This window comes from Psychrobacter sp. Pi2-1, assembly GCF_904846645.1.
In the GTDB taxonomy this organism is placed as follows: Bacteria; Pseudomonadota; Gammaproteobacteria; order Pseudomonadales; family Moraxellaceae; genus Psychrobacter.
In genome coordinates, this window is the sequence record NZ_CAJHBO010000021.1 from 22,066 (window position 1) to 48,872 (window position 26,807).

A 26,807-nucleotide genomic window follows, 5' to 3' on the forward strand; every position below is an offset into this window, starting at 1 on the left:
GTCTGTTTACAAATGTCCTCACTGATTTTTGAGTTTGGTTTCTGTATAATATAGGGGCAGGCGGAAACCGTGGCTCTGCACTTTATTTATCTTTTCTAACTCGGGACGGACCGATACTTTGATATGCACCTTACTGTTTAAATACAGGTGCTTTGGAGTCTTGGTTGATGACTTTATCACCGCTTAAACGTCGCTTAATTTATGTGACCGCTTTCGAAATTATCGCGATTATCTTATCTACCCTCATATTGATGAAACTCAGTCACAGTGATGCATCAGAATCGTTGCCTGTCGCGATGATGGTATCGCTGGCTGCCATCATTTGGAACTTTATATATAATACCGCTTTTGAAGCGTGGGAACGTCGCAAGCGCATTGTACGTCGCACGTTATGGATACGCAGTGCACATGCTTTTGGTTTTGAAGGTGGGCTGGTGTTAATCTGCTTACCACTATATATGATTTGGTACGATGTTGGTCTAGTAAAAGCCTTTATGATGGAAGTAGCGCTACTGCTATTTTTCTTAGTTTATACGTTTACGTTTACTCTGATTTTTGACAAGATATTTACGTTACCTCATCATTCTAAACCAGCGACCGCTTCTTAATCAAAGGCATTAACAAAAAAAGGGCTACCATATTGGTAGCCCTTTTTTGATAGCATCATTGTTTATCTTGTTATTTACCTTGATATACCGGCTTACGCTTCGCTATAAAGGCGCTAACCCCTTCGATAAAGTCATCGGTTTTTGCCATTACGGTCTGTTGCTCTACTTCCGTATCTAACGCTGCACTCAAACCAGCGAAGGCGTGTACGTTGAAGCTCTCTTTCATAGCAGCCAACGCTTTGCCTGGCAGTTGGCTCAATCGTAGCGCCAATGCTTGTACGGTGGCGTCTAGCTCGTCAGCACTAACCACGTTGTTTACCAGATTTAAGCGCGCCATATCTTCTGCTTTTAGCTTATCACCTAGCATTACAAGCTCAGTGGCTTTTGCTGCACCAACCAATTGGTTTAATAAGTAAATACCACCTGCATCTGGCACTAGGCCAATATTAACGAACGCTTGTACAAACTTTGCATTGTCTGCGGCAATGCGGAAGTCACAAGTAAGCGCCAAGTTCATGCCAGCACCTGCCACAGCACCTTCTAATTTGGCAATAATCGGCTTATGAATATGACGTAGTTTTAAGCTGACTTCGCCTGCACCTTCTACCATGCCTCTTAATTTGTTTGAAACAATATCCTTGTCTAATCCTTCAGACAACATCTCTTTAATATCGCCGCCGCTTGAGAAGTCACCACCAGCCCCTTGTAAAATAATTACCCGTACTTGATCATCTGCAGCCGCTTTATCTAGCGCTATCAAGACTTGGTTTTTTAAGGGTGTGCCAAAGGCATTTAAGCTTTTTGGATCGTTAAAGGTAATGGTAGCAATGTGCTCTGCAACTTGATAATCGACGAGAGACTGTGACATTTGAGATTTCCTTATTTTAAATGACGGTTTTAATATTCTGTATCAATGACAATACTTTGAGATAAAGGTAAAAATGGTTCAATGCTGATTACTATAGCAGCTTGCTATGATTATAAAAGCGTGTTTTGTGGGCGCTTAAGACACATCTACATACTGGTAAACTTTACTATTCTATCGTAAAAGCTGATGCTAGCTAATGAGACAAAACGACTGACTCGTAAAAAGGCTATGACCTAAGGGGTTAATGGATTATGCTAATATGCCAGGTTGAGCGTAAAAGAGTCGTAAAAGACACAAGGGTACGCTCGAACTCTCATTGATCAAACAAGGATGTGGTTATGCCAACTATCACTGTAAATAACGCTGATATTTATTACGAAGACAGCGCACCGAATGACACACAAAAACCCGTTATCGTATTTGCTCATGGTCTACTGTGGAGCTCACAGATGTATGACAAGCAAGTGGAGCACTTTCAAACAGACTATCGTTGTATTGCTTTTGATTTTCGCGGGCAAGGTCAGTCGCAGGTTACCAAATCTGGCTATGATATGGAGACGCTGACTGACGATACGCTTGGCTTACTTGCAGCGCTTGGAATTGATAAATGTCACTTCGTTGGACTATCTATGGGCGGGTTCGTGGCTCAACGTATCGCGCTCAAACGCCCTGAGTTGCTGTTGTCGTTAACGCTGTTAGAAACCTCTGCTGACCCTGAAGATCCAAAAAACATCCCTCAGTATCGCAAGCTGGTTAAAGCGATTCGCTGGTTGGGTATGAAGCGTGTGAGTAATAAGGTGATGCCAATTATGTTTGGCAGTACGTTTTTGGCAGACAAACTGCGCAAATCTGACCGTAAGCAGTGGCTGACGATGCTACAAAGCAATCGCAAAGGCGGCGTGGTCAAAGCAACAATGGGCGTTATTGAGCGTACCGGTACTTATGAGCAGTTGGGTGAGATTACAACGCCAACATTAATCGTGGTAGGTGATGAAGATGCCGCTACGCCTTATGCCAAATCTGAACGCATGCATTTTGCTATCGCTGGGTCAAAGCTTGCTATTATCAAAGGTGCGGGTCATACATCGACAGTAGAAGAGCCTGATCAAGTGAATCAAGTACTTCGTCAGTTTTTGGAAAGTTGTGTTTAGTGTAGCTACTGTTCGAGAGCTTTAAAGTTTCATATTGATAGGAAATCCTGAGCATATATCTATATAAAAAAGCCGCTACCTGTTATTTGATAGCGGCTTTTTTCATAGTGTGAGTTGTTAAATGACAGAAAACCATCATCAGAGATGAAAGCTACATTCGTGAGCTGTATTGGCTATGTCCGTCATCAATGGTGCCAAAGGCTTCTGCACGATTAACAATTTCAGTCGCCCAAGCACGGTGCGTCGCAGGCTCTAGCATCGTATTATTGTACTTAAATACCGCTTTGGCCTCAGAGTGAAGGATCGCTTGCGCTTCATCCAATGTACTCAGTGGCACACAGTAAGCTTGCTGTACTAGGGCGATTTGGCTTGGATGAATGACAGTTTTTCCCACCATGCCTAAGCTGACGTCTCGGTTCAACTCTTGCATAAATAGCGTCGGCTGATCCAAGTACTCAAATACTGGCGCGGTAAGATAAAAACCATGCGGCACAAAACAGCCAAGCATTTGATAAGCCAACGTACCGATAGGTGAGTCGTAGACAATACTGTTTTTTGGCCGACGTAAGCGCAGTGCTGCAAATAAGTCATTACCACCGATACGCAATGCAAAAACTGGCTGGCTAAATGCTTCTTTAAAAGCGATGGCAAGCTCCTGATTGTGATGCGGATTAAACAGCGCTGCGGTTTCGAGCGTCGGCATAAGTAGTTGATCTACTTTTAGGTTCTGACAAGCCATGCGCCAGTTAGATAGGCTATACATATCGACTTTTGGCATGACGAAACCATCGATAAGATCGATATGGGTATAATCAGCCAGTTGCTGTAGCATCATCGGGCTACGTGGACGTATAAAGACCAGTGGACGTGTCGGATGCTGGGCATGAATCTTCGCCGATTTAGATGGCGCATTGATGCTATTCACATGCTCAGCCCAAGTATTTAGGAGGGTTCGCAAACGCTCAAGCGCTAACTCAACATCCTGCTGACTGACAGCATCTTCTAGACAGATAATAATACTATTAATCGTCGGTAATTTATCCCGTTTGATGACTTGCCAAATATCTTGGCGAGTCGCAGGCATGTATAAGCTAGCACCGAGCTGATATGGATGGTGCGTGTGCGGCTTGACCATCGCATGACGCTCAGTGATCAGATGCGCATAAGATTGGGTATCATTGTAAAGGTCTGACTCGGTTTTTAGCATATCTGACATAATTGGCATCATAAGTAGAGAGTATAAGAGAACGAAAAAGAAAGTATTTAATACCGTTAAATGTATTAAGTGTCTTGGGAGCGCTGCTTGATAAGCGTGATGGCTTGATAAGGCAGTATTTTATCACCTAATACACTGATAGTGATGTTTCGTTGCGCACATAAATGGCGTAGCAATATGGTATCAGGGTGCTCAGCAGTAGCGAGCAATATACGCTCGGGATCACGGCGTAATATGGCACGTGTTGCCTCAGCAATAGTCGGCTTAATACGGTTGCGATTGACGATATGATAATCTGCTGCCAGCGTCTCTATCAACGCCGCAGTCTGGTAGCGTGGCTGCTGGTAAGTCGGTAAACGCGCTGGAGTTGTAGCCAATGCTCGTCTCACGGCATCGATACGCTCAATAAATGCCAAACTGTGATCTACCTCAATTAAATCATCATAAAAGACACTGCGATGCAGGCCTGATGACGGCTCTGTATACAAGCTGCGTGAAATTAATCCTGATACGGTGCTATTTAACAACCCTGATGGGATTAACCAGTCTTCTTCACTAGCCGCGAGCCAAGCAACGCCAGCCGGATCGGCAAGAGTCAGTAGCGGAATGACGTTAGCACCTTGATGAAAAATATTAGCAAAATTAACATGAGTAGAATCGCTAAACGTCTCTAGACTACGAGCCAACTCTTGATAGATGGCACCTTTACCTGTCCAGCCATCGACGAATATGACTGGACTGTTTGGATAAGCTTCCAGTAGCATTTGCAGGGCCACTGGATCAAGACCACGATCCCGAATGATACTGATGCCATAATGTACGCTTGGCAGGTGATAGCTACTGTCTGTATCCGACAGCGCACGCTGCAATAACACCCCGATCGGCAGACCAGCTCGTACCAAGCTGACTAAAACCAGTGGATGCTCATCACTCACATTCTGCTGAAAAACTTGATGTAGCGTATGAGACAAATGAGCGATATCGGTCGCGGTCCTTGTTGAGCCTTGCTCTAATGCCTGTATGTATAGCTGCTCATGCTTTGCAGTAGGCGCTTGCTCTAAGGTCAACATGTCAGAGTAATGGCGTTGTCCGCTTTGGATAAGCGCTTCTTTTTGACTGACTGGCACATCGGCAACCGCGTCCTTATCCACCATATCGAGTAGGACAGTGACATCGCTCGCAAGATAGCTGCCTGAGCCATAGTTTTTTAAAGCGGCTCTTTTTGTCTGTATATTAGGTAAAGTCATAGTATGAATAATAGCACTCGTAATGATAACAGTGGATTTGCGTGGCTGCAGTTTAAACTGATGGTTTAGCCTGACGATTTAGACTGATATTGCTCATGCAATTGACCATGATTGGGCATACCGTACCAATCTAACAACTGTAAGAAAGGCAGATCAGCTAAGCTATCACCAAAGCCAAAACTGGGACGCTGATGGTCTAAGTGATGCTCTAATAAAAACTGTACGGCATGACGTTTATGAACCGCATGAGGTAATATCGCTAAGTTATTAGCGTTCACATGTACATAGAAATCTTGATCAAAGTCACGTATCAGAGTGGGCAGTTTCTCAGCTAAATCTACGAGCGCTTGATGATCCTTCTGCGCATGTTTGATAGCCAGATAAATGGTTAGCTCTTTATCAACAGAACCATTGTTAAAGCTATCGATATGCGGTGTAAATACTAAATGACTTTGCTCGCTTTTACTATGACTGGCAAACAATTGACTTAACTGATTAAGCTTTTCTTGCAATGGCGCAAGCTTACTATACATATGCTGCTGCCAACTGCTCAGCAGCGCTCCGTCAGACGTTAAAATAATTGCCCCATGGGTCAATACTTGCCAACTATCAAAAGGCAGCTTAACGCGTTTAATCTCACTACGATCCCGCGCCGTCACTACAATTAATTCAGTACTAGCAAGTAGCCAGTTAAAAAATATTGCTTGACGCTGACTCATAAAACTCAGTGGCTCGTCTTGTTTATTGACCGTTGCACAAACCAAAGATTCAGGTTCAGTAGTGGGTAAATCCCATGCATCAATTTTACGCTGGGTTTGGAATAACGTGTCATCCAAATCCATCAAGGCATAAGGCTTATTAATATCTGAGTTGGCTTTAAAAAAGGAGGTATTCATGGCGTCGTCCGTAAATAATAGGTTTGAAAGTTAGAGAGCAGTTTAATGACTAGGGCTCACCACTAGCACGTTATCCAAACCTCGCCACATAGCATCTACACTATCGGCTGATGTTTCTATACACAAAACTATTAAATCCCAATTACTAGGCTCAATGTTATAAGCAAAATTGGTCATACCAAGCCCATAATTGTCGCTAAAGCTCAGCATCGTGGCAATCGCCCCGCCGAGCGCAATCGGTGAGCGAGTTAATGCGCTAAAATCAACCATGCTAGCTGTATCTTCGCTCATTTTTTTAGACTCTATTTCAAGCCATTCAGCCAATAGAAACGGCAACCAAACAAACTCATTGCTACCCAATACTAGGATTCTTTTTGGTAGCTGAGTAACATCAAAATTTTCTTGGCCATCGAAGCGCGTAAATGCAGTCTGAAAACTTGAAAGATAGTTAGCAAAACCCTCTGTACTGTCTAGTGTTGGAAAGCGCCCCCAGTTGCCCGTATCACCGAGCGCCTGACTACCAGCGGCAGTAGTATCAACCGATGGCATCAAAATGGGTTCAGGATTGGGTGCATCTGTCCATTGCCATGCACCAGACAGTAAATGGTGGCGATGAAACTCAATGCCAGCGAGACGATCCGCCATACGTGCAGGTTTAGCATCCGACTGTGGATTGGGTTTTTCTTGATCTAATGACCAGTCGACCAATGTTGTTAGATGCACTTGCTCTAACTGGCTCAGTCCTGCTTCACGTAAGGCAGTGACGACATTCACACAGGTATTACCCGTTGAGGCTTCATCATCTACCATAATTAATGTTTTACTGGCCAGTAGCTGCGCTTGAGTAACGCTATCTTTGCTCTGATAAATCAAATGCTGGCTGGCATGACTGTGGTCTTCACAAAATGTCGTCAGCAAGGAGTTGGTACCATTCGGATCACTACTTTCATCGTGCTGTGCATGACGCGTAGAGTTTAATAGCAGAGCTTGAGGATAGCGCGTTTGCAATGCTTGATGGACGCCAGCAGATAGACCAACAGCAGTCTCTGCCATACCAATGACTAGCACTGGCTCGGCCAAGTCACTAGGCACTAAGTCAGCCAAATCAGTAAATGCCTCTCGCATAGTGCTTGGCGCAACAGGAATATGACGACCTAGCACTTTTGAGACAAACAAAAACGCCCGCTTTGGATTGATACGCTGTGCAAATCCAAGTAAATCTTCTAATTGATAATGGTCGCGTTGTTCTGCGCCATTTTTATTGGTGGCTGATTTATTGGTGGCTGAGTTGGTTTGATAAGTTAGATCTAGCGTACCACGGGGTAGGGTGATGGTCGTACTGTGTTGCTCGTTTAACATTCATATTCCTTGGCGCTTTTATTTGTATGTCGTCGTAGATTTTTAACCTTGACAGCCAACTAGCCATAAGGCACTGCGACTTTGCTTGCTTAGCTGAGGTGTGGTAAGAGGCGTAGCACTGGTCAAATCAGTCGTGTGCTCCAAACTGATGCCAGCGCTCGCCAGTAGGGCAGATAATAACTGAAATTTCACTGCATAGTTCATATTTTGTGCATGTTCATGAACCAGACTGGATGTGACCATACCGACGACCTCTCCAGTCGGCAATAATAAAGGACTACCACTAGAACCGGGCTGAATGGGTGCGGTGAATTGTATATGACGGATATCGTTATTTAAGCCTGTCAATCCTGAGATACAGCCTTGGGTGACTTGCAGTTGGCTACTCAGTCCTGACAATGGAAACCCCAGTGTGGTAATGGTCTCACCCAATATATCAACACATTGCTGCGCCAATGGGAGGTAGCTAGGCAGAGGGTCGCTAACTCTAATAATAGCTGAATCGCTTCCAATATCGCTGAATACCACTTGTGCCTCGCGATCAGGCTGACCTTGCTGACGTACGCCAACCATCGCTGCTGACTCAATTACATGATAGCAGGTCAGCAAATGATAGGGATCAATAGCAAACGCTGTCCCTGTCCAAGTTTCGCCTGCTTGTACATGACGGGGAGGGCGAGCTTCGTTATTTGGTTGAGTACGCTGCTGCTGTGCTTCTTTAATAAGCGTATGTGTGCTAGGTGGACGAATATCCAGACTAACCTGTACATGATGCTCAAGACTCGCTAAGCCTTGCGTTGACGCCTCGCCAAGCGCTCGACATTTAAACTGTCCATGACGCTGATATATTTCTAATATAATTGCCGCTTTGACATGCCGCTCGTTTGTTGTGAAGTTATAGCGAATATCCCCGTTGTTGAGCGTGAGGCTTACGTCGTTCAACTCTACCGCTGGCAAGTTTAGGCTTGGCTCATGATAAACATAAGCAATCAGTTGTAAGAAACTAACATTATTTTTATTAAATAACTGGGGTAAATCTAACTGCCATGCGCTTGGATTATCCTTGTTATCGAGCTGAGCCCAGTCCTTAGACTCATGTAAATAAGCAGGACTACAAACTGCTTTACGATTTGCATCTAATGGCAACCACAATAGCCCAAGCTGCTGTCCAAACTCTAATGGTTTAGTAGTAGAAAATGCGATCGAACATTTGGTGTTTTCGATAACAGTATTGGCACCTAGCACTAATTCGACTTGCTTCGACATCACATTTCCTTAGTTTATTTGCGCGATTATAATTATTTTTATTGTTTAATGATTTTATCCTTGAGACTAAATTCTGACTACATAAAGGGTTTTGATTTTATTTTGAACCTATCATTCTACAAAGAGAAAACATTAATAGGGGTTTTAATATACAGTTAAGATTAATTGCATAATAGATATATCAAGATATATAGGTTGAAATAGTTTCGGGATTCCTTTTAATAATTAATTACTTTTAGGAAATAATGATGAAGTTTTACAGTCTAGCCATTTGTCGGCTAATGGAGCCACTTATCGGACAAAGCCATATAGTGTATTGCTACAAAACAGGATTCCGGTGATAATACAGTCAAAATCTATTGCTATTTAGTAACTCTACTGTGACCAAATATTATCTGTAAAGTTTAAAAATAGGATCTGATTCAAACCTATTAATTCTAATCTTATTTTCAAGCTTGTTACTGTTTCTCGATTAATGAATTTCTAGTAGTTAGAGCACTTGTATGCTTAATAACTATAAAAGTCGAAGTTTCACCTACTGAATATATTTCATTTCTTATAATATAAAAGATATACAAAAACTATTGTGTGGTTGATGTCTGAATATTTTTTATATTGTGAGAAAGTCAGTTGGTGGACCTTTGAGACGTTATTCACATTAGCTTATCTAGATAGCTTGTTATAAGAAAGCGTAGCAGTATTTTAAGAAAAGGAGTGCTCTGTGAAATTCTCTTGTGCATTAGAAACATCTTCTGAACGTATTCGCCTGGTCAATGTTATTTCGCCGCTTATCAAAGCAGGTTATCAGCTGGTCTCCCAAAAGCAAGAACCTTCAGAGAATGGTGGTAACATCATTCATGTGATCGCAAGAAGTCTAGGCTCTAAGACACAGGCAGATCTAATCGAGGATTTATCTTCAATTGAAGGCTGTACGCTTTTTAATTTAGAAATAGATGAAGAGGGCGGATCGTCAGCTGCCCCTGCAAAGAAGACATTGGATGAGAAAAGCGTCTTATCAGCCATCGGTGCTTATTACCCTAAAATAGCAGATATTGTCAGTCAGTATGAAGATAGTTTGCCTATTGAGCGACGTATGACTGCATTGCAGGAGTTGGGTCGTAAGGTTGGTGGCGGTATTTACCAGCGTGATTATTCACTTGGTAGTCCACTGAAGATGCCTACTACGATCACTCGTGAACTTGTGCCAGCACTAAAAGGTCTGTCTAAAGTTAAAGCAAAGAATAATGTGATCTATTTAATCAAATGTCCGTTCTGTAAGTCGTCAGACCATACTCACTCAGGATGCCATTTTATTGTAGGTTATATAGAAGGCTTTTTGGCAAGCAACCCCGCTATAGATGTGGTTCAGGTTGAAGAGACTAACTGCGGCGCCGGTAGTACCAATATTTGTGAATTTACCATTGGGTAGGAAAAATTGTGTATAGATAATTTCATGTCTATGCAAAAAAAATCAACGAGCGAATGACGCACCGTGTTGCAATAAAAGTAACGTTATTTGACTCAATTCTTATGATAGATAAAAGGCAAAAAAATAATGGAAGTTGAATATAACTTACTTTTGGTGTTGGTCTCATACGCCATTGCAGTATTTGGTTCTTATGTTGGCTTAAACCTTGCCATTCGAGTACCTTCTGCTAAGCCAGGAACGGATTTGTATTTTTGGGTAGCGTTATCATCGATTGCTATCGGTGGTGCGATTTGGTCTATGCATTATATCGGTATGATGGCTGTAGACATGAAAATGCCTGTGACTTATGACTTGGGCCTGACGATTGTCTCAATGCTACTCGCGATTTGTTTCGTTGCAGTCGGTATTGTCATCGTAGGTCGCGGTGAACCAAGCGTTGCTAAGTTAATCGGTGGCGGCGTGCTTACTGGACTGGGTGTTGCAGCCATGCATTATACCGGTATGGCTTCTATGCAAATGGACGCTACCATGTCATATAATATACCGCTACTTATCTTATCGATTGTGATTGCTATTGCAGCTGCTATCGCTGCACTATGGTTGGCATTCAATCTACGTGGTACAGTACAGCGTTTTGGTAGTGCCTTCATCATGGGTCTGGCAGTTTGTGGTATGCATTACACTGGTATAGCCGCGACGGAAATGACGATGATGGATCACTCGATGTCTATGGATTATACGCATGCAGGTGCCATCTCTTCATCAATTATGATCTTCATCGGTTCAGCAATCGTATTAAGCTTATTATGGGTCATTGCTTCTAAAAATGCACCTAAGCAAGCAACATTAGCGTTTGGCGAGTAATTTTAAACGCTCATTTTTAATACTTTTTAAGAATGAAGATAATAAAAAGGTTTTTAGATATTAATCTAAAAACCTTTTTTTGTGTCTGTTCAAATCATCTGCTAACCACGTGCATGCTTAGCAGGCTATTTATTCATCATCCTTTTCAATTTTGACACTCATCATAATAGAGCGTACTTGGCATGGTTCAATATGCTGAATATTGGTCTCTAAGTTAGGTTTCTCTGACAAGCCTAACCAATAAGAAAATCCGACTTGCGTTAAGTCGATCCCACTATGAGAGGTATACCCAATACCACCTGATGGGCGGCTATTAATCTCAAGAACACGGTGCTGACCGCTATCATCAGCTTTGGTTTGTACACTGACGATACCATCACAGCCAAAAGACCTAATCAAAGGGATTACAACATCCATGACAGACTGCTCATAACCAACATGTTGTATTTTTCCTGTTTTATGACGAGTGACAGCAGCTAGGACTTCGCCATATTCACAGACCACATCGATAGAGTACTCTTGCCCTGACAAATAAGGCATGAGCAACATTGGAATAGGGCGCTCGTGTACCATTTGGCTGTTGGTATAAGCATTTACAAACTGGGCCGTATTAATTTTTTTCTCTTCAGTGAAGTATAAATGCTCAAAGCTATCGTACGCAGTACTATCTGCTTTACCCGTGTCTAGTCGCCAAAACCCTTGGGCAAAAATACCGACAACAGGTTTGACGCATAGAGGTTGGTTACCATGCTCGGCTAATAAAGCCTCAAGCTCCGCCGTATTGTCAAAAAGCCATGCGTCTGCCACTGGAATGTTATGAGTGTGACAATGCTGCATAAAAGCAAATTTATCATCGATTGATTCTAGTGCCGCTACGCTAGTTGCGCCTGTTAACAAACGAATACCCGCAGCGTCAAATTTTTCACGATGCGCTTCATAATCAATACCATTGCGCCCAGTCAGCAGTACTTTTACGTTATGCTTTTGAGCTTGTTCCAATACGAACTGCCAGCGTGGTATAGCAGTTTCGCTAGTCGTCTGGACATCAGTATCTACGATCGAGTCAGATGGCTCGCGATAAATTATATCAGCAAATTCAAAAATCTCAGGTCTATCATGACGGTGTGAGGCAATAACTTGAAAAGGGTTGTTTGAAGAACTGCTTGATTTGCTCTTTAGACTTTGTAAGCTCTCTAACATATCACGCTGGCTAGATTGTCCTTCAGCTAACCACGCCGCTACTGGTATTGAAGGGTTACTATTGTCAGCAAGATTATTCATAATTCTCTCAGCGTTATCATTAGGTGTAAGGGAATGGACAAATCAATATTGCTACTGCAAATCTAGTAGTAATATTAACAAAGGTATACGGTTTAATAGGACGTATTATATACAAATGATATGCGTTATAAACGCCTCTAATAAAATAGTCATAAGGATTTGTAAGGATAACTTTATCGCTTATATCGCGATTGTCTGGTTCAAAACTTTCATAATATCCATGCTACTATATGATGATAGTTGGCATGACAATGACAACAGCATAATAAATAATCTAAAGGACGTATGATGAGTCAAAACCAACCTCAAAAACTAATTGCAGGTGCCAATGCGCCACTACCGACTGACAATATTAGCATTCGTATTTTAAGCCAAAATGCCATCGATTGTGCCGCTTATCGTCTGACTAATGACGGCAAAGTACGCGGTGATGGTGACATGATATTTTATGGTCAGACACGTAGCGATGATGGTAGTGTTAGCTTCCGTGGTCATGACAGTGATGGGTTTTTTGATATTAATTTGTCTGCACAGCCTGCAACTATTGAGAAAATTGCCCTAGCGTTCTCTAGTGCGCAAACACTGTCGCAAGTTGGCGATGTGGACATTCAAGTCTTGCAGGGCAGTCAAGTGCTGATGAACTGTCAGTTGAGTAGCTCTGGACGTAATGAAAAAGCTATTATATTGGCTGAATGCTATCGCAGACAAGGAAACTGGAAATTTCGTTTTATCGCCCAAGGTTTTGAGGGAGGGTTAAAACCTTTATCTGAGCATTTTGGTGTGGAAATTGCTGATGAAGCGCCTGCCCAAAATCATAACCCTGCACAAAGCCAACCTCAACCTATCAACACTCAGCGACCAATCAATACGCAAAAAGCAAGCAGCACGTCTCAAGCCAACAACCCGCCACCAATCCCTGTAAGTCCTTCGATTAACTTAAGTAAGATAACGTTAACTAAAAACCAATCTAGCATTAATCTTAAAAAACGTGATGATTTTGGCAAAATTTCGGTCAATTTAGATTGGAATCAACGCCCCCAAAGTGATAGAGCAGCGCCCAAGAAAGGGATACTGGGAGATCTGTTTAAGCAGCATCAATCAAGCGGTATCGATTTAGATGTCGGCGCTATGATTCATCTAAAAAATGGTGAAAAAACCCTGATTCAAGCGTTGGGCAATCGCTTTGGTAGCTTGCAATCAGCGCCTTATGTTTGCTTACGTGCGGATGATAGAACGGGGCAGGTAAGCGGCGGTGAATGGCTAGATATTAACGGTCAGCAATGGTCGCAGATTGAAGAGGTGTTTATCTTTGCATTTATTTACGAAGGCGCACCTAACTGGGAAAAAACCGATGGGGTTGTAACTATCCATGTGCCAGAGCAATCACCGATTGAGACACGTTTGACCGAAGGTGCTGGTAATCTACCAATGTGTGCCATTGCCCGCTTGGTCAATCAACAAGGCAGTATCAATGTTGAGCGTATCAACCAATACTTCAAAGGTCACCAAGAAATGGACAAAGCATTTAACTGGGGCTTTAGTTGGAAGCGTGGACGTAAATAGTATTCTTAATTATAAGTAATAAATATAAAAGAGCGGCCCAACTATTGATAGATGGGCCGCTCTTTTTTGAAACAAACTATTTAACTAGATTGGTAATAATCCAGTTAAAGTCTCAAGTCAATTATGCATGCGGTGTGATAGCAGGCATTAAGTCGTGGAAAGTACGGCCAGAAGCTGTCTCGCCAATCGCATGCATTTTCCATTCATTGTTGTGACGATAAACTTTTGCCATTACCATCGCTGTATGTCCACCTTGGGCAGACAAGTTATAACGTGCTACTTCACTATTGTTATTGGCATTAACGATACGGCAAAACGCATTTTCTACTGTCTCAAACGTTTGACCAGTAAAGCTATTAACTGTAAATACCAATGAGACCACATTAGCAGGTACTCTTGAGAGATCGACATTGATGACTTCATCATCACCATCACCGTCGCCAGTACGGTTATCGCCAGTATGCACGATACTGCCATCTTTCGATTTTAGCTGACTGAACCAAATGGCATCGACTGCTTGCTTATTAGCATCGAACATGATGCATGAAGCATCTAAATCGATAGAGTCGCCGCCAGAACCGCCGCCGAATAATTTTCCTAAGAAACCACCTTTTTTATCTTGTGGCCCTTGAGCGACATCCCAACCTAGACCCAATTTAACTTGAGTCAGCTCGCCACCAGCTTCTTTGCTTAGGGAGATTTTTTGACCTTTTTGAAGACTAACTGCCATGTGAGTATCCTTATAATAATTGTGAGTAAAACCGTTTAAAAATAATGCTAAAGAGTATTATAAATTGCGAAAGGTGCTATAAGATATTGTCTAAAAATCCGCCACCGCCGCCACGTCCGCCTGAGCTACTACCTAAGACGCTTTGTATCCAACCTTGATAACTGTCGCGATTGCGCGAGCAAATAATGACTTTGCCACTTCCTGAAAAGTTCAGAACCATACCTTCGCCACTAGTGACAGAGTTGATGATATTGCTCATGATGCCTTTTTTCTTACTGGTCGAAACTGACAGTTTGTATTCAAGGTTTGAGTCCCAGCAGACCACATGACCGTTATCAATAATGACGTCTTTGTTTGGTGTGACATCAATCTCGAACAACGAGCCAAAACCAGATACCACGACTTGGCCTTGGCCTTGAGTCTGCATCACCATAAAGCCGCCTGTATCACCGAATACTGCACCGCCTAAGTTGCGCTGAATATTGGCTCTGATATCGACACCAGTTTGAGCCGCGACAAACGCACCATCACTCAATGTATACTGCTGCTTGCCAACTTCTATGATTTGCATATCACCATCGAGCGTAGGCGCAAGCAAACAGTCGCCCTCACCATTAACCGCTTCAATCTGCTGTTGAAACAACGATTCATCGTTTGCAAAGCGACGCATCAGTGACTGCATCAGGCCACCTTGTAGCTTACCTTTTAACTCAAGGTTAGACTCCATCATTACCATTGCATTGGCTTCACAATATATCGAATCGCCTTTTTTAAGATTACAATGCAAAAAAGGTTCAATAGTACCAATTAAACTGAATGTTGCGGCCATGGCTTGCAAATCCTTATTCTAATATCTTTGTTAAATGCTCTTGATGTGTGCGTGTGCTTTTATGTGCTCTATAGATTTTAATGATAAGCCAATTAAATTTAAAGCCATCAAATGCGTTAAAGGGGCACACTTGATGGCTCATTAGATCATAACCAGACGTCTGATTATGATAATTGGCTTGCTAAACGTTTACGTTGGTTTTAACGTTAAACATTTACGCCATAAGAGGCTGCTAATGGTCCAAGACCACCGCTGAAGCCTTGACCAACCGCACGGAATTTCCAATCACCGCTGTGACGATATAATTCACCGAAAATCATCGCTGTTTCAGTGCTGCCGTCTTCTGATAGGTCGTAACGAGCGATTTCAGACTCACCATTGTCGTTTACAACGCGGATATAAGCATCACCAACTTGACCGAAGTTTTGGTTACGTGCTTGGCCTTCATAGATGATGGCACAGATAGCTACTTTGTTGACATCAGCTGGGATGCTAGCAAGGTTGATTTTGATTTTCTCATCATCGCCATCGCCTTCGCCAGTACGGTTATCACCAGTATGTTCAACAGCGCCGTTATCTGATTTTAAATTATTGAAAAAGATAAAATCTTGGTCGTTACGGACTTTGCCTGCTTCGTTAATCAAGAAACCGATTGCATCTAAATCAAACTCTTGGCCGTCAGTGGCACGTGGATCCCAGCCTAGACCGACTGTAATGTTAGTTAAACCTGGCGCTTCTTTTGATAAGTTTACGTTGCCGCCTTTTGTTAAGCTAATAGCCATACAAATATCCTTTGGATTAATAGTTAAGTGGATTGATTGATAAAAAATAAACTAAAAGTTGTGCAGTGACTGATACCTCAGAGCAAATAATAAAAACTTACCTGTACGCTATGCCCTGCATATCATTACGTTTTACTATACTAAGCGTTTGCTCACTAAGCAAGGCGTATTTTGTGCGCTTACTATATGCTTACTAAGGGACATAATACTTCTGTATCTTTGATAATTTCTAATCAACTTAGCAATAGTCGTTAAGATATTGTTATGAAAAGTAATGTTTCATACAAAAGGGATTTAGCACAAAGGTCGCTTAGATAAAACAATCGCTTAAAAAAGTACCGACTCACTATATGGGCTTAGAATAAACAAACTCATGGCTTAGGTATGCTTCGCAGCTAGTATGAGAGCATGGCATTATATAAAAAACCTATTTAGATAAATATACATGTATCTCTTATTCTGCAAAAACTGACCAGCCAGTTTTTTGTACGAAGCGCTCTAGTGCTTTTAGTCCAAGCTTAGAGTTACCTACATGATCAAGCCCTGGTGACCAAACCGCGATAGACCCTTTACCAGGTGCTATCGTCAAAATACCGCCACCAACGCCGCTTTTGCCTGGCAAACCCACGCGGTAAGCAAATTCGCCAGAACCATCATAATGACCACACATCATCATCAACGAGTTAATACGGCGTGCTCGTTTTTCATTGATTACGCGTACTCCTGAGTGCTTATCAACTCCATTAGACACTAAGTACAGACCAGCACTGGCCAACTGTTGGCAGTTCATTGCAATTGAGCACTGATGAAAATACGTACCTAATACATTATCCACATCGTGTCTTAAACGCCCAAAGGATTTCATAAAGTGCGCCAGAGAGGCATTTCGGTCCTTGTGCGCCATCTCAGAAGCCGCTACTTTATGATCAAAGCGAATTGACTCATCATCTGCAATGAGGTGAACAAACTGCAGGATTTCACCCAGTGTTTCTTTTGGCTCATGTCCCATCATGATGGCGTCGACAACTGCGATTGCCCCAGCATTGATAAAAGGATTACGTGGGCGGCCAGACTCATGCTCGAGCATCACAATTGAATTAAAAGGATCGCCAGATGGTTCGCGTCCGACGTGTGTCCAAAGTGTATCGCCTAGCTTGCCAAGACCAATGGTCAAGGTAAATACCTTAGAGATACTTTGGATGGAAAACAGCGTGCTTGCATCACCTGCTGCATACATATGCCCATCAGGAGTCGCTACTGCTATACCGAACTGATTAGGATCAATATGAGCTAATTGCGGGATATAATCTGCGACTTTACCGCGGTCAGTTTCTCTTGCCATCTCTGCGGCAATATCATCAAGAATTTTCTGCATATCGTTTATAGGGTCTTATTTCGACAAGTTATTTAAAGATGAGGATTTTAACTGAAGATAGGGTAATAGTAACAGGGCAAACGTAATTTTAACCATTGATTGTCTCAATTATTGGTTATTTCGATATCTTGGGGCTTCAATATGACCTAATAGTGTGGCAAAAACAGTATGACAAAAACAGTGTGGCAAAAACAGTATGACAAAAACAGTATGACAAAAAAACAGGCCATACCTGATGATATGACCTGCTTAGATGTATAACTAAATAAAGACTACACTGAGAACATACCTTAGTTTAAGCTGGCTTTCTCAGCTTTGCGATGCTGAAGTGACGCTAGCAGCGCCCAACCAATAAAGGCAATACCAATCAGACCAGTGATAATCTCTGGTACATGGAACTTCACTGACAATAGCATAATCAGTGCCAATGCGCCGATTGCATAATGTGCGCCATGCTCAAGATAGATGAACTCGTCAAGCGTGCCTTTGTCTACCAAGAAGATAGTCATAGAACGTACGAACATCGCACCAATTGCAAGACCTAACATGATAACAATTACGTCATTGGTGATTGCAAATGCGCCAATCACACCATCGAAACTGAATGAGGCATCTAGGACTTCTAAGTATAAGAAACCAATGATACCACCTTTCATAATGGCACTGGTCGCCGCAGCGCCCGAACCATTTTCTTCGTTTTCTAGGTCTTCTTCCAGATCGCCCTCAAGCATACCTGATACAACCTGTACGCCCAGATAAACCAAGATACCCCAAACACCTGCGATTAGGACAGCACTTGACTGCTCTGCATTAGCCCATGATACCGCAATCATCAAGACGATAAGCGCTACAAATACGCTCATGGCATCGACTTTACCTAGCTTGGCTAAACGGCTCTCAAGCCAGTCAAACCAATGTACTTCTTTGTCATCAAAAATAAAGTTCAAGAATACCAATAGTAAGAAAATACCACCAAATGCTGAAATTTCTGCATGGTGTGCCATTAGTCTTGCTGAGTACTCTTCAGGGCTATATAAAGCCAAGTTGATGACTTCCATCATACCAAGGTCAGCAGTAACCGCGACGATGACAATAGGGAAGACCAATCGCATACCGAATACGGCGATTAGGATACCAACGGTTAAAAATATCTTTTTCCAAAATTCGTCCCAGCCCTTAAGGACTGAAGCATTGACCACCGCATTATCAAAAGATAATGAAATCTCCATGACGGCCAAAATAGCGGTAATAGAAAGAGTGGCTATCATGCCACCCATACCGCCATGTGAATATCCCCACCATGCTGCTATTGCCAAAGCAATTGCGGTGAAGATAAAGTCTAAATAAAAATGTCTCATGACACATCCTGTATGGTTGCGTAAAGCTAAGGTCTACCTAGTATAGGCATGAACCGCAAAAAAGCGGTTATTACTAACCACTTTTTATGCATAATTTTAAACGAAACGTAAAGCATTACTAGTCATTTGGCCATTAAAAATTGTGACTATTTGCAACGATGGCGGTTTGCTATTTTGGACGTGATGACGGTGACTAATAACTGACTAAATACCAGTAAATAATGGTTTTAGATATCAACACCGTATTGCTGACACATCGCTTGCAAACCGCCTGAATAGCCTTGACCAACAGCGCGGAATTTCCATTCGCCGTTGTGACGATATACTTCGCCAAACACCATTGCTGTCTCTACAGAGTAGTCTTCTGCTAAATCAAAACGTACTACTTCAGTGCCTGTTTCTTCATTAACAACACGGATAAAGGCATTGGCGACCTGACCAAAGTTCTGGCTACGCGCTGCAGCATCATGAATAGTCACTGTCACGACTACTTTATCTACGTCTGCAGGTACTTGAGTGAGGTTTACTTTGATAACTTCATCATCACCATCGCCTTCGCCAGTACGGTTGTCACCAGTATGTTCGACAGCGCCATTGTCAGACTTAAGCTGATTATAAAAGATAAAGTCGTGATCGCCGCGCACTTTGCCTGCGCCATTTAGCAAAAACACGCTAGCATCAAGGTCGAACTCAGCACCAGAAGTGGCACGCTCATCCCAGCCAAGACCGATAAGTAGCTTGGTTAAATTTGGGTCAGTTTTCGTTAGCGATAAATTACCGCCTTTATTAAGTGATAAAGCCATGGTGTTATCCTTTTTATTAGACGTTAGTGGTTTTATAGGTTATCGAAAAAAGGCGATGCTTACGCAATAACTGCGCAAATCCATCGCCTAGTAACGCTCTATCATAGCAACAAAAAATGGCCCAATCAAAGCTGATTGGGCCATTGTTATATTTCATATACATTCGGCAAAAAACAGAAGTTTCAGGTACTTATATTGCCCTTATAAATCTATAGTCTTATTTATCAAAATCCTGTTTACGGACTTTAGATTCTAAACTATAAATCTAAAATTTCGAATTATAGACTTTGACGATGACGAATCTCAAAGCTTTGATGAATCGGCTTTTTGATATTGAAATCAAAGCCAATGGTTTTTTGCGTGATATCAATGATGTCATAACGCTGAGTCAACTGCTCATCTAACTCAAAACGCGTAAAGTTGTTAGAAAAGTACAAGACGCCATCAGAGGTGAGGCGGTTCATGGCACGATTAATCAATGCAGCATGGTCACGTTGCACATCAAAAGTACCTTGGAATTTCTTAGAGTTTGAGAAGGTCGGTGGATCAATAAAGATAACATCGAACTGCTCGGTATTGTCTTTAATCCACTCAAAGATATCGGCAGCAACGAACTGGTACTTATTGCGGCTAACGTCCAAACCGTTCAAGACAAAGTTTTGTTTGCCCCAATCTAGATAGTTCTGTGACAAATCAACGCTAGTGACCTTCTTCGCGCCAGCAAGTGCTGCATGCACACTTGCGGTACAAGTATAAGCGAACAGGTTAAGTACTGCTTTACCGCGGCTGTTGTCCTTGATACGAGCACGCATATTACGATGATCGATAAACAGACCTGTATCTAAGTAGTCTGTAAAGTTGACATAAAGATAGGCACTATCTTCACGTGCAACATGGAACTTGCCACGTTTTTCTGTGGTGTTCTGTTTGCTGTACTGATCGTTACCAGACTGACGAGCACGCGTTTTGATAAAGATCTGTTCACGGTTAATATCAAAGACTTCACGGATACCCATCAATGCCAAGTTAAAGCGCTTTTTCGCAGTCTCAGGTGGGATGGTCTTTGGTGGTGCATATTCTTGCACATGCGCATAATCACCGTATAAATCGATTGCGACTTTGAAATCAGGTAAATCAGCATCGTAAACACGAATGTTGCTTACATTGTCTTTTTTGGCCAGTTTCTTAAGCTTAGCGAGGTTTTTTTGCAGACGGTTAATGAAGTCTTGACCATCTTCTACTTCGATCTCGCGTTTCTCAAAACGACTAACAAGATTGCCCGTTTGTCCAGCGATAAGCGTTCCGTAGCGGAAATAGACGGTGATAGCACCATTATGACAACGTAAGGTTTTTGGTTCTTTTATCGGTAAAATATCTACTTGTTCGACATGAGAGGCCAATATGCCAAGCATCGGGTCAATGCCACTACCGGCAAAGCTGTCTTGCAATATCAGCCCAATTGCTTGATACAACGGCTTAATCATTTCTTCATCACCCAAACGCTCACCATACGGTGGGTTGGTAATGACCAAAGGATTGCTCAATCGACCATCATTGACTAATGGCTTGAGCACGTTACTAAGTTGGTCAAGCGCACGATGCTCGATATCGAGTAACGGTAAAAGGTCTTGTAGACCTGCGGCAATCAAGTTCTTTTCTGTGGCGAGGATCGCACCACTATCAGCATCAAAGCCTAGCATAAGTGGCAACGTATCAGGCTGCTCGTTGGCAATCTCTAATGCTTCGCGGAAACGTGTTTGAGCATCATCGATCATCTCTTGCCATAGCGTCTCATCATGATGCTGCCACTGGTAAAAGCCAAATTGATTGGCAGCTTTGTCGATACCCACGGCATAGTCGCAATGCATCAATAGCGCTTCAATAAGGAAAGTTCCAGAGCCGCACATTGGGTCGATTAACGCATTATAGAAAGGTGCATCGCCAGCTTCGTTTTTCTTGTGCCAACCAGCACTATAGAGTAGGGCAGCTGCTAAGTTTTCTTTTAGTGGTGCTTCTGTCATGGCCACACGGTAACCACGGCGATGCAAACTGGTACCTGATAAATCTAAATATAACTCAGCTTGCTTGTCATTGATAGTTGCAAAAACAGAGAAGTCTGGGTTTTTGCTGTCGACGTTAGGACGGCTGTCGTAAACTTCGTTAAAGGTATCGGCAATCGCATCTTTGATACGTAGCATGGCAAATTGCTGACTGACAGCGACACGCTTATCGACAGACAGACGAATAGCAAAGGTTTGCTCCAAGCTAAATTGCTCAGTCCAGTTGACCGATTTTGCCAAGCCATATAGCTGCTCTGCGACATCGTATTCTGCATTGATGTTTTTACGTTTAATCAGCATCAATACCCGCGAGGCCACGCGTGACCATAGGCAGATAGTATATAGCTCACGTAAGCCACCAGTAACAGCTAGACGGCCGGTACTTTTGATTTCGCTGTCAATGCCAAAGCTGGTTAGCTCAGTCTGCAGTGGTGCCTCAAGCCCATCGGCACAGGTAATAATAAGATCAAGCGACAACTCTGGTGAAGCTGCTGTTAGAGATGCGGGCGCGGTTTGTTCGGTCATACGGGTACCTGTGGGCTAAATTGACAAAAAAGCAAATAATAAGATAATCGGTGTAACCGGCAATTTTACCATAATTCACAGTAGGATAGTTCAAAGTAGCCGTGTTTAAGATTTTAAGATGTGATAGCTAAATATGTGAAAATAAATTCTCTACTCACCTTTCGTTAAGGATAATTCCTCTGGGACGATTTGAGTGGTGGTCGCAAAGGGTTTGGTTGCGATAGGATAGTCGACATCTTTTGGCATTAGCAATCGCATATGCGGATAGGGCGTAGAAATATTAGCCGCATCAAACGCAATTTTAATCTCTTCTTGCAGCACTTCTTTGATTTTGGGGATGCGGGCAACGGCTGCTGGTTTGACCCAAAAACGTACGATAAAGAACACCCCATACTCGCCAATTTCTGCCACGGTCGCTGAGGTCTCAGGACGATTAAGCACCGCATCGGTATCACTAAGTACTTGCAAGATTTCCTTACGAGCCGTTTCTATATCATCTTCGAATGCAATACGTACGCGAATATCAAAACGGATAAAGTTTTTGGACGTCAGGTTAATGACTTCTGATGAGGCAACGTTGGAGTTTGGGATAATGACAGTAATATTATCTCGAGTGAGGATATGAGTGGTGCGTAACGCGATGAGTACCACACGCCCTTCATTATCATTGATATGAATCCAATCACCAACTTGAAAAGACTGCTCAAGCAAAATCGTGATACCAGCGATAAAATTAGCAAGGGTAGACTGAGCGGCGAAACCAACCGCTAAACCAACAATACCCAAACCCGCCACTAACGATACAATGTCGAAGCCAAATTGCGCCATGACGCTGGCAAGCCCGAGTACCAATAGTAATACAGATAAAATATTTTTGAGGAGCTGCTCTATGGAAGCATTGAGACCATAGTGCTGTAGAACTCTGTGAATGATTTGTCCTGATGATGCCCAAAGTACGTAATAGATGCCTGCCCAAGTGCTTGCCTTCGCGGTGGCTTTGATGGTTTCTGGCTCAAAGTTTATCTGACTCATAATCGCTATCAGACTAGCGACAATCCAAACATAGCGCAAAACTGAACGGACAATCTTGGTGCGGCGCTCATTTAACCGAATTTTGGCTCGGCTTTGTCTAAGGATATAATTGGCCAACCAATAAAAAAATCCCAATACCGCAAGCAGTATTAGGATTTTGATGCCAGTGCTCGCCAGTTCTACTGCTTGAGAGGACCAATTAAGTGACTCTTCATCTATAGAGCCGCCGAGAGCAAGATATAGGCTAGTATGTAAGTCGCGAACGATCTCTTCAAAAAAGTCGGTAACACTAGCGATTGGCATTTTTTCGTCCATGCAGGATGTGTTTATACAAAAAATTATAAATGAATATCTATTTATAAATTACCTCAAGTCGTCAAAGCAATCAAATAAGAGCAACGATTAATGCTAATTACTATTAATTTAAAGGCATTGCTGACTTAAGGACTTAGCTACCTAAACCACCTATTAAGAATTATCCTTTTGGGCATCTAGAGACTGGAAAGGTATCTCCATTTTATATTGAACATCACGTAGCGCCGTACGTAGACCCTCTAGTATCGTTGGATGATAAAAAGGGGTGTCGAGCATATCTTTAATACTCAGATCATTGGTAATCGCCGTAGCAAGTATATGACCGATATATTCAGCGTCAGGACCGACCATACTGGCGCCTAAAATTCTGTCTGTCTTTTTACAGCCATAGATATGTAGTAAGCCGCAGTTGACACCCATTACACGGCTACGTCCTTGATTATCAAAGCTCACACTACCGATAACAAATTCGAGTTCTGAATCTTTTTGAATCTCTGGTAGCGACATACCAACATTGACGATTTGCGGTGAGCAAAATACGATAGAAAACGGCGTCGCAGGTGGGCGAATATAGGCTGCTTCTGTGTTTTCGCAGACCATACTGCCTGCACTATAGCCCTCATCGCTAGCCACATGCAGTAACGGAATATTAGCATTGGCATCACCAACGATATAGACGTTTAAGTCGCCAATTTGGCCTGTTTTTTTACTTAAATCTTTTGGACGGTTCTTATCGTCTAGCTCGACACCTAAATTTTCGACACCCAGCTGCTTAATATTGTTGCGACGACCAGTAGCAACTAAGACGTACTCGCCTTGCCATTGCTGAGACTCACCAGCACTGTCTTCATATTTGATAAACGCACTTTTATTACCTTCATCTGCTTTTGTGCCTACATCGGTAATTTCGCTGCCTAGATGCATGGTCAATTCATGACTTAAGCAATCCATGGCTTTATTATTAATATCATCGTCTTTTAGACCAGCCACTTGTTTGGCACGGTTTAGCAGCGTAACTTCCACACCCAAGCGTGTGAATGCTTGTGCAAGCTCTAGACCGATGGCACCAGCACCGACGACGGCCATCGTTTTTGGTAAGTCTTCAAGCTCAAAGACACTATCAGACGTGAGCATGGTATCACCAAGCTTATCCGCCCATCCATCAGGAATAAACGGCGAACTACCAGTGGCGACAATGATTTGCTCGGCAGCAATCAGCTCACCATTGACCTCGATTAGCCCTTGCTCATTAATACGAGCACGACCGTCGATTTTCTTATGATCAGGCCAGCTGTCTACTTGTCTTTTGATGTAGCTGGCAAAATGACTGCGTTCGTCACGCACACGCTCCATGACTCGTTTGCCATCGATTTGTGCGGTCGCATGGATACCAAATTCAGCAGAATGGTTGGCATCGTGTGCGCGATCCGCCGCTGCAATTAACAGCTTACTAGGCATACAGCCGACCGCAATACAGGTCGTGGTCCAAAATCCTTCATTAATAATAACTACGTCATCTTTGATTTTACTTGCTTGGCGAAAAGCGTTTTGACCTGCGGTACCCGCACCAATAATAGCGACAGATACTTTGCGCGTGACTTCTTTCGACGTATCGTCGGTAGTCGTGTCAGATTGTTTATTCATATTATTCTCTAATAGGGGCAAGGTTATATTCAGTAATAGATTGAATGCTTGGCTTATATTTTTTTATTCGGTTTTTATGGTTCTTATGATCAATGCTGATTTAACTATAACGTCAATAATACTGACCTAATTACAGAAACAGTAATTATGGCACCAATAATTACGGCGCCAATATAGTCAGTAAACGACTGGTATAGTCTTTGGCACGTAGGTTACGCTGGGCATGAGTCAGTTCACTGTTTTTATTGAATACAAATGCCGAACGTACAAGGCCTAGCGTAACTTTGCCGTACATATTTTTTTCTTTGATAACGTCAAAATACTGGCATAGTTTTTCATCAGCGTCACTGATGAGTGGAATCTGCAAGTCATATTTGTCGATAAATTTTTCATGAGATTCAACACTATCACGAGAGACGCCAATAATGTCGTAGCCCAGCTCATCGAAGTCATGAAGGTACGAAGTAAAATCTGTTGCCTGTGTGGTGCAGCCTGGCGTATTGTCTTTGGGATAAAAATAGAGAATAAGGCCTTTATCGGTATTGGCGACCATTTCTTTTAGATTGATTTCATCATGAATAAAGTTGCCAGCAAGCTTGCGTACTATGGTTACTGGAAAATCAGGTAGGTGAATGGTTTCTGTCGTTGGCTTGGCCATTATAAAATCCTTATTAGTTTTAGTTATGTGTATTGGTTTAATGATGGTTCTATTTATAGTGTTCTTATTATAGGCAGATTAGTAGAAATAAATAATCAGTTTTACACTTTGCCCATTCATTGGCAACAAAAAAGACTGGCAATGGCCAGTCTTTTGTACATCAAACGATTAGAAGTTAAGCAGGTTTTTGTGGCTTCTTCAAATCCAAGCCAACGGTGCACTGCTGCAAATCTTTTTGCATCGCTTTCACATATGGCAGATTAGAAGGGTCTTTCTTGTCTTGTGCGTAGCTTTCGATCTCCCACATTTGACCGATAGTCATGTTGCTGCGCACACCAATAGTACAGTTACATAGTTTGGTTGCGTTGCTTTTGTCAGCGACTTTGTATTTGACTGCGCCATTGACACATGAATTGATATTATCTTGCTTAATGTCAGCAGCGTTAGCTTGTGGCATGGCAAACAGGGCCGCTAAGGCTAGGGGTAGTACTGGCAACAACTTCATAAATTTCCTCTTACGGGTAGCGTCAATTTTTTATCTTTTGCTCAATGCAAAGTCAACTCATCAATATATGAGTGACCGATATCGTCATGTACATCTTTCGATAAATATAATCGTTCATACGATAGCAAGTATATCGATTAGAATACAAGAACGACGTGCTGTGTTAATGCAAGCGAATGTTGCGCGAATGTTGATGGGTGTCACCATTCCACGCAGCATTTAGCGTTAATACATAGTCGGCCTTATATGATTTGGGTACAAGATAGGCGAGTAGACGTAATACAAGTAGTAGACTAAGCGCGCCTTGTACCGTATCTGTAGTGGCATAATAAACTTGGACAGTGCATAAGAGGTTTATACTACCCTAAAAAAGGAAACTAGTATGACCAACAAACGCAACCAATATACCCGAGAATTCAAACTTGAAGCCATCAGCTTAGTCA

23 protein-coding genes are annotated in these 26,807 nt (G+C 42.4%); 5 read left to right on the top strand and 18 right to left on the bottom strand.

Annotated features, from left to right (window positions below):
- The first annotated feature begins 167 nt into the window (after positions 1–167).
- On the top strand, positions 168–608 hold the full coding sequence (locus JMX91_RS11075; RefSeq protein WP_201549154.1) for a PACE efflux transporter: 441 nt from the start codon (positions 168–170) through the stop codon (positions 606–608).
- A gap of 70 nt (positions 609–678) precedes the next feature.
- Here JMX91_RS11075 and JMX91_RS11080 read toward each other — a convergent pair whose 3' ends face one another.
- Positions 679–1,476: an enoyl-CoA hydratase/isomerase family protein gene (locus tag JMX91_RS11080; RefSeq protein ID WP_201549155.1), complete on the bottom strand. Its 798-nt coding sequence runs from the start codon at positions 1,474–1,476 to the stop codon at positions 679–681.
- Positions 1,477–1,814: 338 nt separating this feature from the next.
- Here JMX91_RS11080 and JMX91_RS11085 point away from each other — a divergent pair, with 338 nt between their 5' ends.
- Positions 1,815–2,627 (top strand): alpha/beta fold hydrolase, encoded by an 813-nt coding sequence (locus tag JMX91_RS11085; protein ID WP_160020984.1) that lies wholly within the window; start codon positions 1,815–1,817, stop codon positions 2,625–2,627.
- 151 nt (positions 2,628–2,778) lie between these two features.
- On the opposite strand, the gene JMX91_RS11090 is transcribed toward JMX91_RS11085, so the two are convergent.
- The 5 genes from JMX91_RS11090 to JMX91_RS11110 all read right to left on the bottom strand — a co-directional run bounded on the left by JMX91_RS11090 (position 2,779) and on the right by JMX91_RS11110 (position 8,611).
- The gene (locus JMX91_RS11090) at positions 2,779–3,843 is read right to left on the bottom strand and encodes an HpcH/HpaI aldolase/citrate lyase family protein (RefSeq protein ID WP_227679389.1); all 1,065 of its coding nucleotides are present in this window, start codon (positions 3,841–3,843) and stop codon (positions 2,779–2,781) included.
- 65 nt (positions 3,844–3,908) lie between these two features.
- Positions 3,909–5,090, bottom strand: a complete 1,182-nt coding sequence (locus tag JMX91_RS11095) for a cysteine protease StiP domain-containing protein (protein WP_160020985.1) — start codon at positions 5,088–5,090, stop codon at positions 3,909–3,911.
- Between the two features lie 65 nt (positions 5,091–5,155).
- Positions 5,156–5,986, bottom strand: a complete 831-nt coding sequence (locus JMX91_RS11100; protein WP_201549156.1) for an HAD hydrolase family protein — start codon at positions 5,984–5,986, stop codon at positions 5,156–5,158.
- Between the two features lie 42 nt (positions 5,987–6,028).
- Positions 6,029–7,345, bottom strand: coding sequence for a phosphoribosyltransferase domain-containing protein (locus JMX91_RS11105; protein WP_201549157.1), 1,317 nt, complete (start codon positions 7,343–7,345; stop codon positions 6,029–6,031).
- 42 nt (positions 7,346–7,387) lie between these two features.
- Entirely contained in the window at positions 7,388–8,611 is a 1,224-nt protein-coding gene (locus tag JMX91_RS11110; RefSeq protein WP_201549159.1) for a S1 family peptidase, read from the bottom strand.
- A gap of 721 nt (positions 8,612–9,332) precedes the next feature.
- Between JMX91_RS11110 and JMX91_RS11115 the strand changes: the two genes are divergently transcribed.
- On the top strand, positions 9,333–10,040 hold the full coding sequence (locus JMX91_RS11115; RefSeq protein ID WP_160020989.1) for a hypothetical protein: 708 nt from the start codon (positions 9,333–9,335) through the stop codon (positions 10,038–10,040).
- A 126-nt stretch (positions 10,041–10,166) separates the two neighbouring features.
- Positions 10,167–10,904 (top strand): MHYT domain-containing protein, encoded by a 738-nt coding sequence (locus JMX91_RS11120; protein ID WP_160020990.1) that lies wholly within the window; start codon positions 10,167–10,169, stop codon positions 10,902–10,904.
- A gap of 129 nt (positions 10,905–11,033) precedes the next feature.
- Here JMX91_RS11120 and JMX91_RS11125 read toward each other — a convergent pair whose 3' ends face one another.
- Positions 11,034–12,185, bottom strand: coding sequence for an ATP-grasp domain-containing protein (locus tag JMX91_RS11125; RefSeq protein ID WP_201549161.1), 1,152 nt, complete (start codon positions 12,183–12,185; stop codon positions 11,034–11,036).
- 288 nt (positions 12,186–12,473) lie between these two features.
- Here JMX91_RS11125 and JMX91_RS11130 point away from each other — a divergent pair, with 288 nt between their 5' ends.
- Entirely contained in the window at positions 12,474–13,748 is a 1,275-nt protein-coding gene (locus tag JMX91_RS11130) for a TerD family protein (protein ID WP_201549163.1), read from the top strand.
- A gap of 121 nt (positions 13,749–13,869) precedes the next feature.
- On the opposite strand, the gene JMX91_RS11135 is transcribed toward JMX91_RS11130, so the two are convergent.
- From JMX91_RS11135 to JMX91_RS11185, 11 genes are all read right to left on the bottom strand, one after another.
- The gene (locus JMX91_RS11135) at positions 13,870–14,478 is read right to left on the bottom strand and encodes a TerD family protein (protein ID WP_057760836.1); all 609 of its coding nucleotides are present in this window, start codon (positions 14,476–14,478) and stop codon (positions 13,870–13,872) included.
- Between the two features lie 76 nt (positions 14,479–14,554).
- Positions 14,555–15,307, bottom strand: a complete 753-nt coding sequence (locus tag JMX91_RS11140) for a TIGR00266 family protein (protein WP_201549165.1) — start codon at positions 15,305–15,307, stop codon at positions 14,555–14,557.
- Positions 15,308–15,513: 206 nt separating this feature from the next.
- Positions 15,514–16,089 (bottom strand): TerD family protein, encoded by a 576-nt coding sequence (locus JMX91_RS11145; protein WP_057760832.1) that lies wholly within the window; start codon positions 16,087–16,089, stop codon positions 15,514–15,516.
- Positions 16,090–16,543: 454 nt separating this feature from the next.
- On the bottom strand, positions 16,544–17,464 hold the full coding sequence (locus JMX91_RS11150; protein ID WP_057760830.1) for a glutaminase: 921 nt from the start codon (positions 17,462–17,464) through the stop codon (positions 16,544–16,546).
- Between the two features lie 290 nt (positions 17,465–17,754).
- Complete coding sequence (locus tag JMX91_RS11155) at positions 17,755–18,822, bottom strand: DUF475 domain-containing protein (protein ID WP_057760827.1); 1,068 nt, start codon at positions 18,820–18,822, stop codon at positions 17,755–17,757.
- Between the two features lie 227 nt (positions 18,823–19,049).
- Positions 19,050–19,625, bottom strand: coding sequence for a TerD family protein (locus JMX91_RS11160; RefSeq protein ID WP_057760825.1), 576 nt, complete (start codon positions 19,623–19,625; stop codon positions 19,050–19,052).
- Positions 19,626–19,903: 278 nt separating this feature from the next.
- Positions 19,904–22,210, bottom strand: coding sequence for a bifunctional 23S rRNA (guanine(2069)-N(7))-methyltransferase RlmK/23S rRNA (guanine(2445)-N(2))-methyltransferase RlmL (rlmKL, locus tag JMX91_RS11165; protein ID WP_201549167.1), 2,307 nt, complete (start codon positions 22,208–22,210; stop codon positions 19,904–19,906).
- A gap of 150 nt (positions 22,211–22,360) precedes the next feature.
- On the bottom strand, positions 22,361–23,545 hold the full coding sequence (locus JMX91_RS11170) for a mechanosensitive ion channel family protein (RefSeq protein ID WP_227679390.1): 1,185 nt from the start codon (positions 23,543–23,545) through the stop codon (positions 22,361–22,363).
- A gap of 165 nt (positions 23,546–23,710) precedes the next feature.
- Entirely contained in the window at positions 23,711–25,201 is a 1,491-nt protein-coding gene (locus JMX91_RS11175; protein WP_201549171.1) for a dihydrolipoyl dehydrogenase, read from the bottom strand.
- Positions 25,202–25,361: 160 nt separating this feature from the next.
- Positions 25,362–25,859, bottom strand: a complete 498-nt coding sequence (locus JMX91_RS11180) for a peroxiredoxin (RefSeq protein ID WP_057760817.1) — start codon at positions 25,857–25,859, stop codon at positions 25,362–25,364.
- A gap of 175 nt (positions 25,860–26,034) precedes the next feature.
- Positions 26,035–26,364: a hypothetical protein gene (locus JMX91_RS11185; RefSeq protein WP_057760815.1), complete on the bottom strand. Its 330-nt coding sequence runs from the start codon at positions 26,362–26,364 to the stop codon at positions 26,035–26,037.
- Between the last annotated feature and the right edge of the window lie 443 nt (positions 26,365–26,807).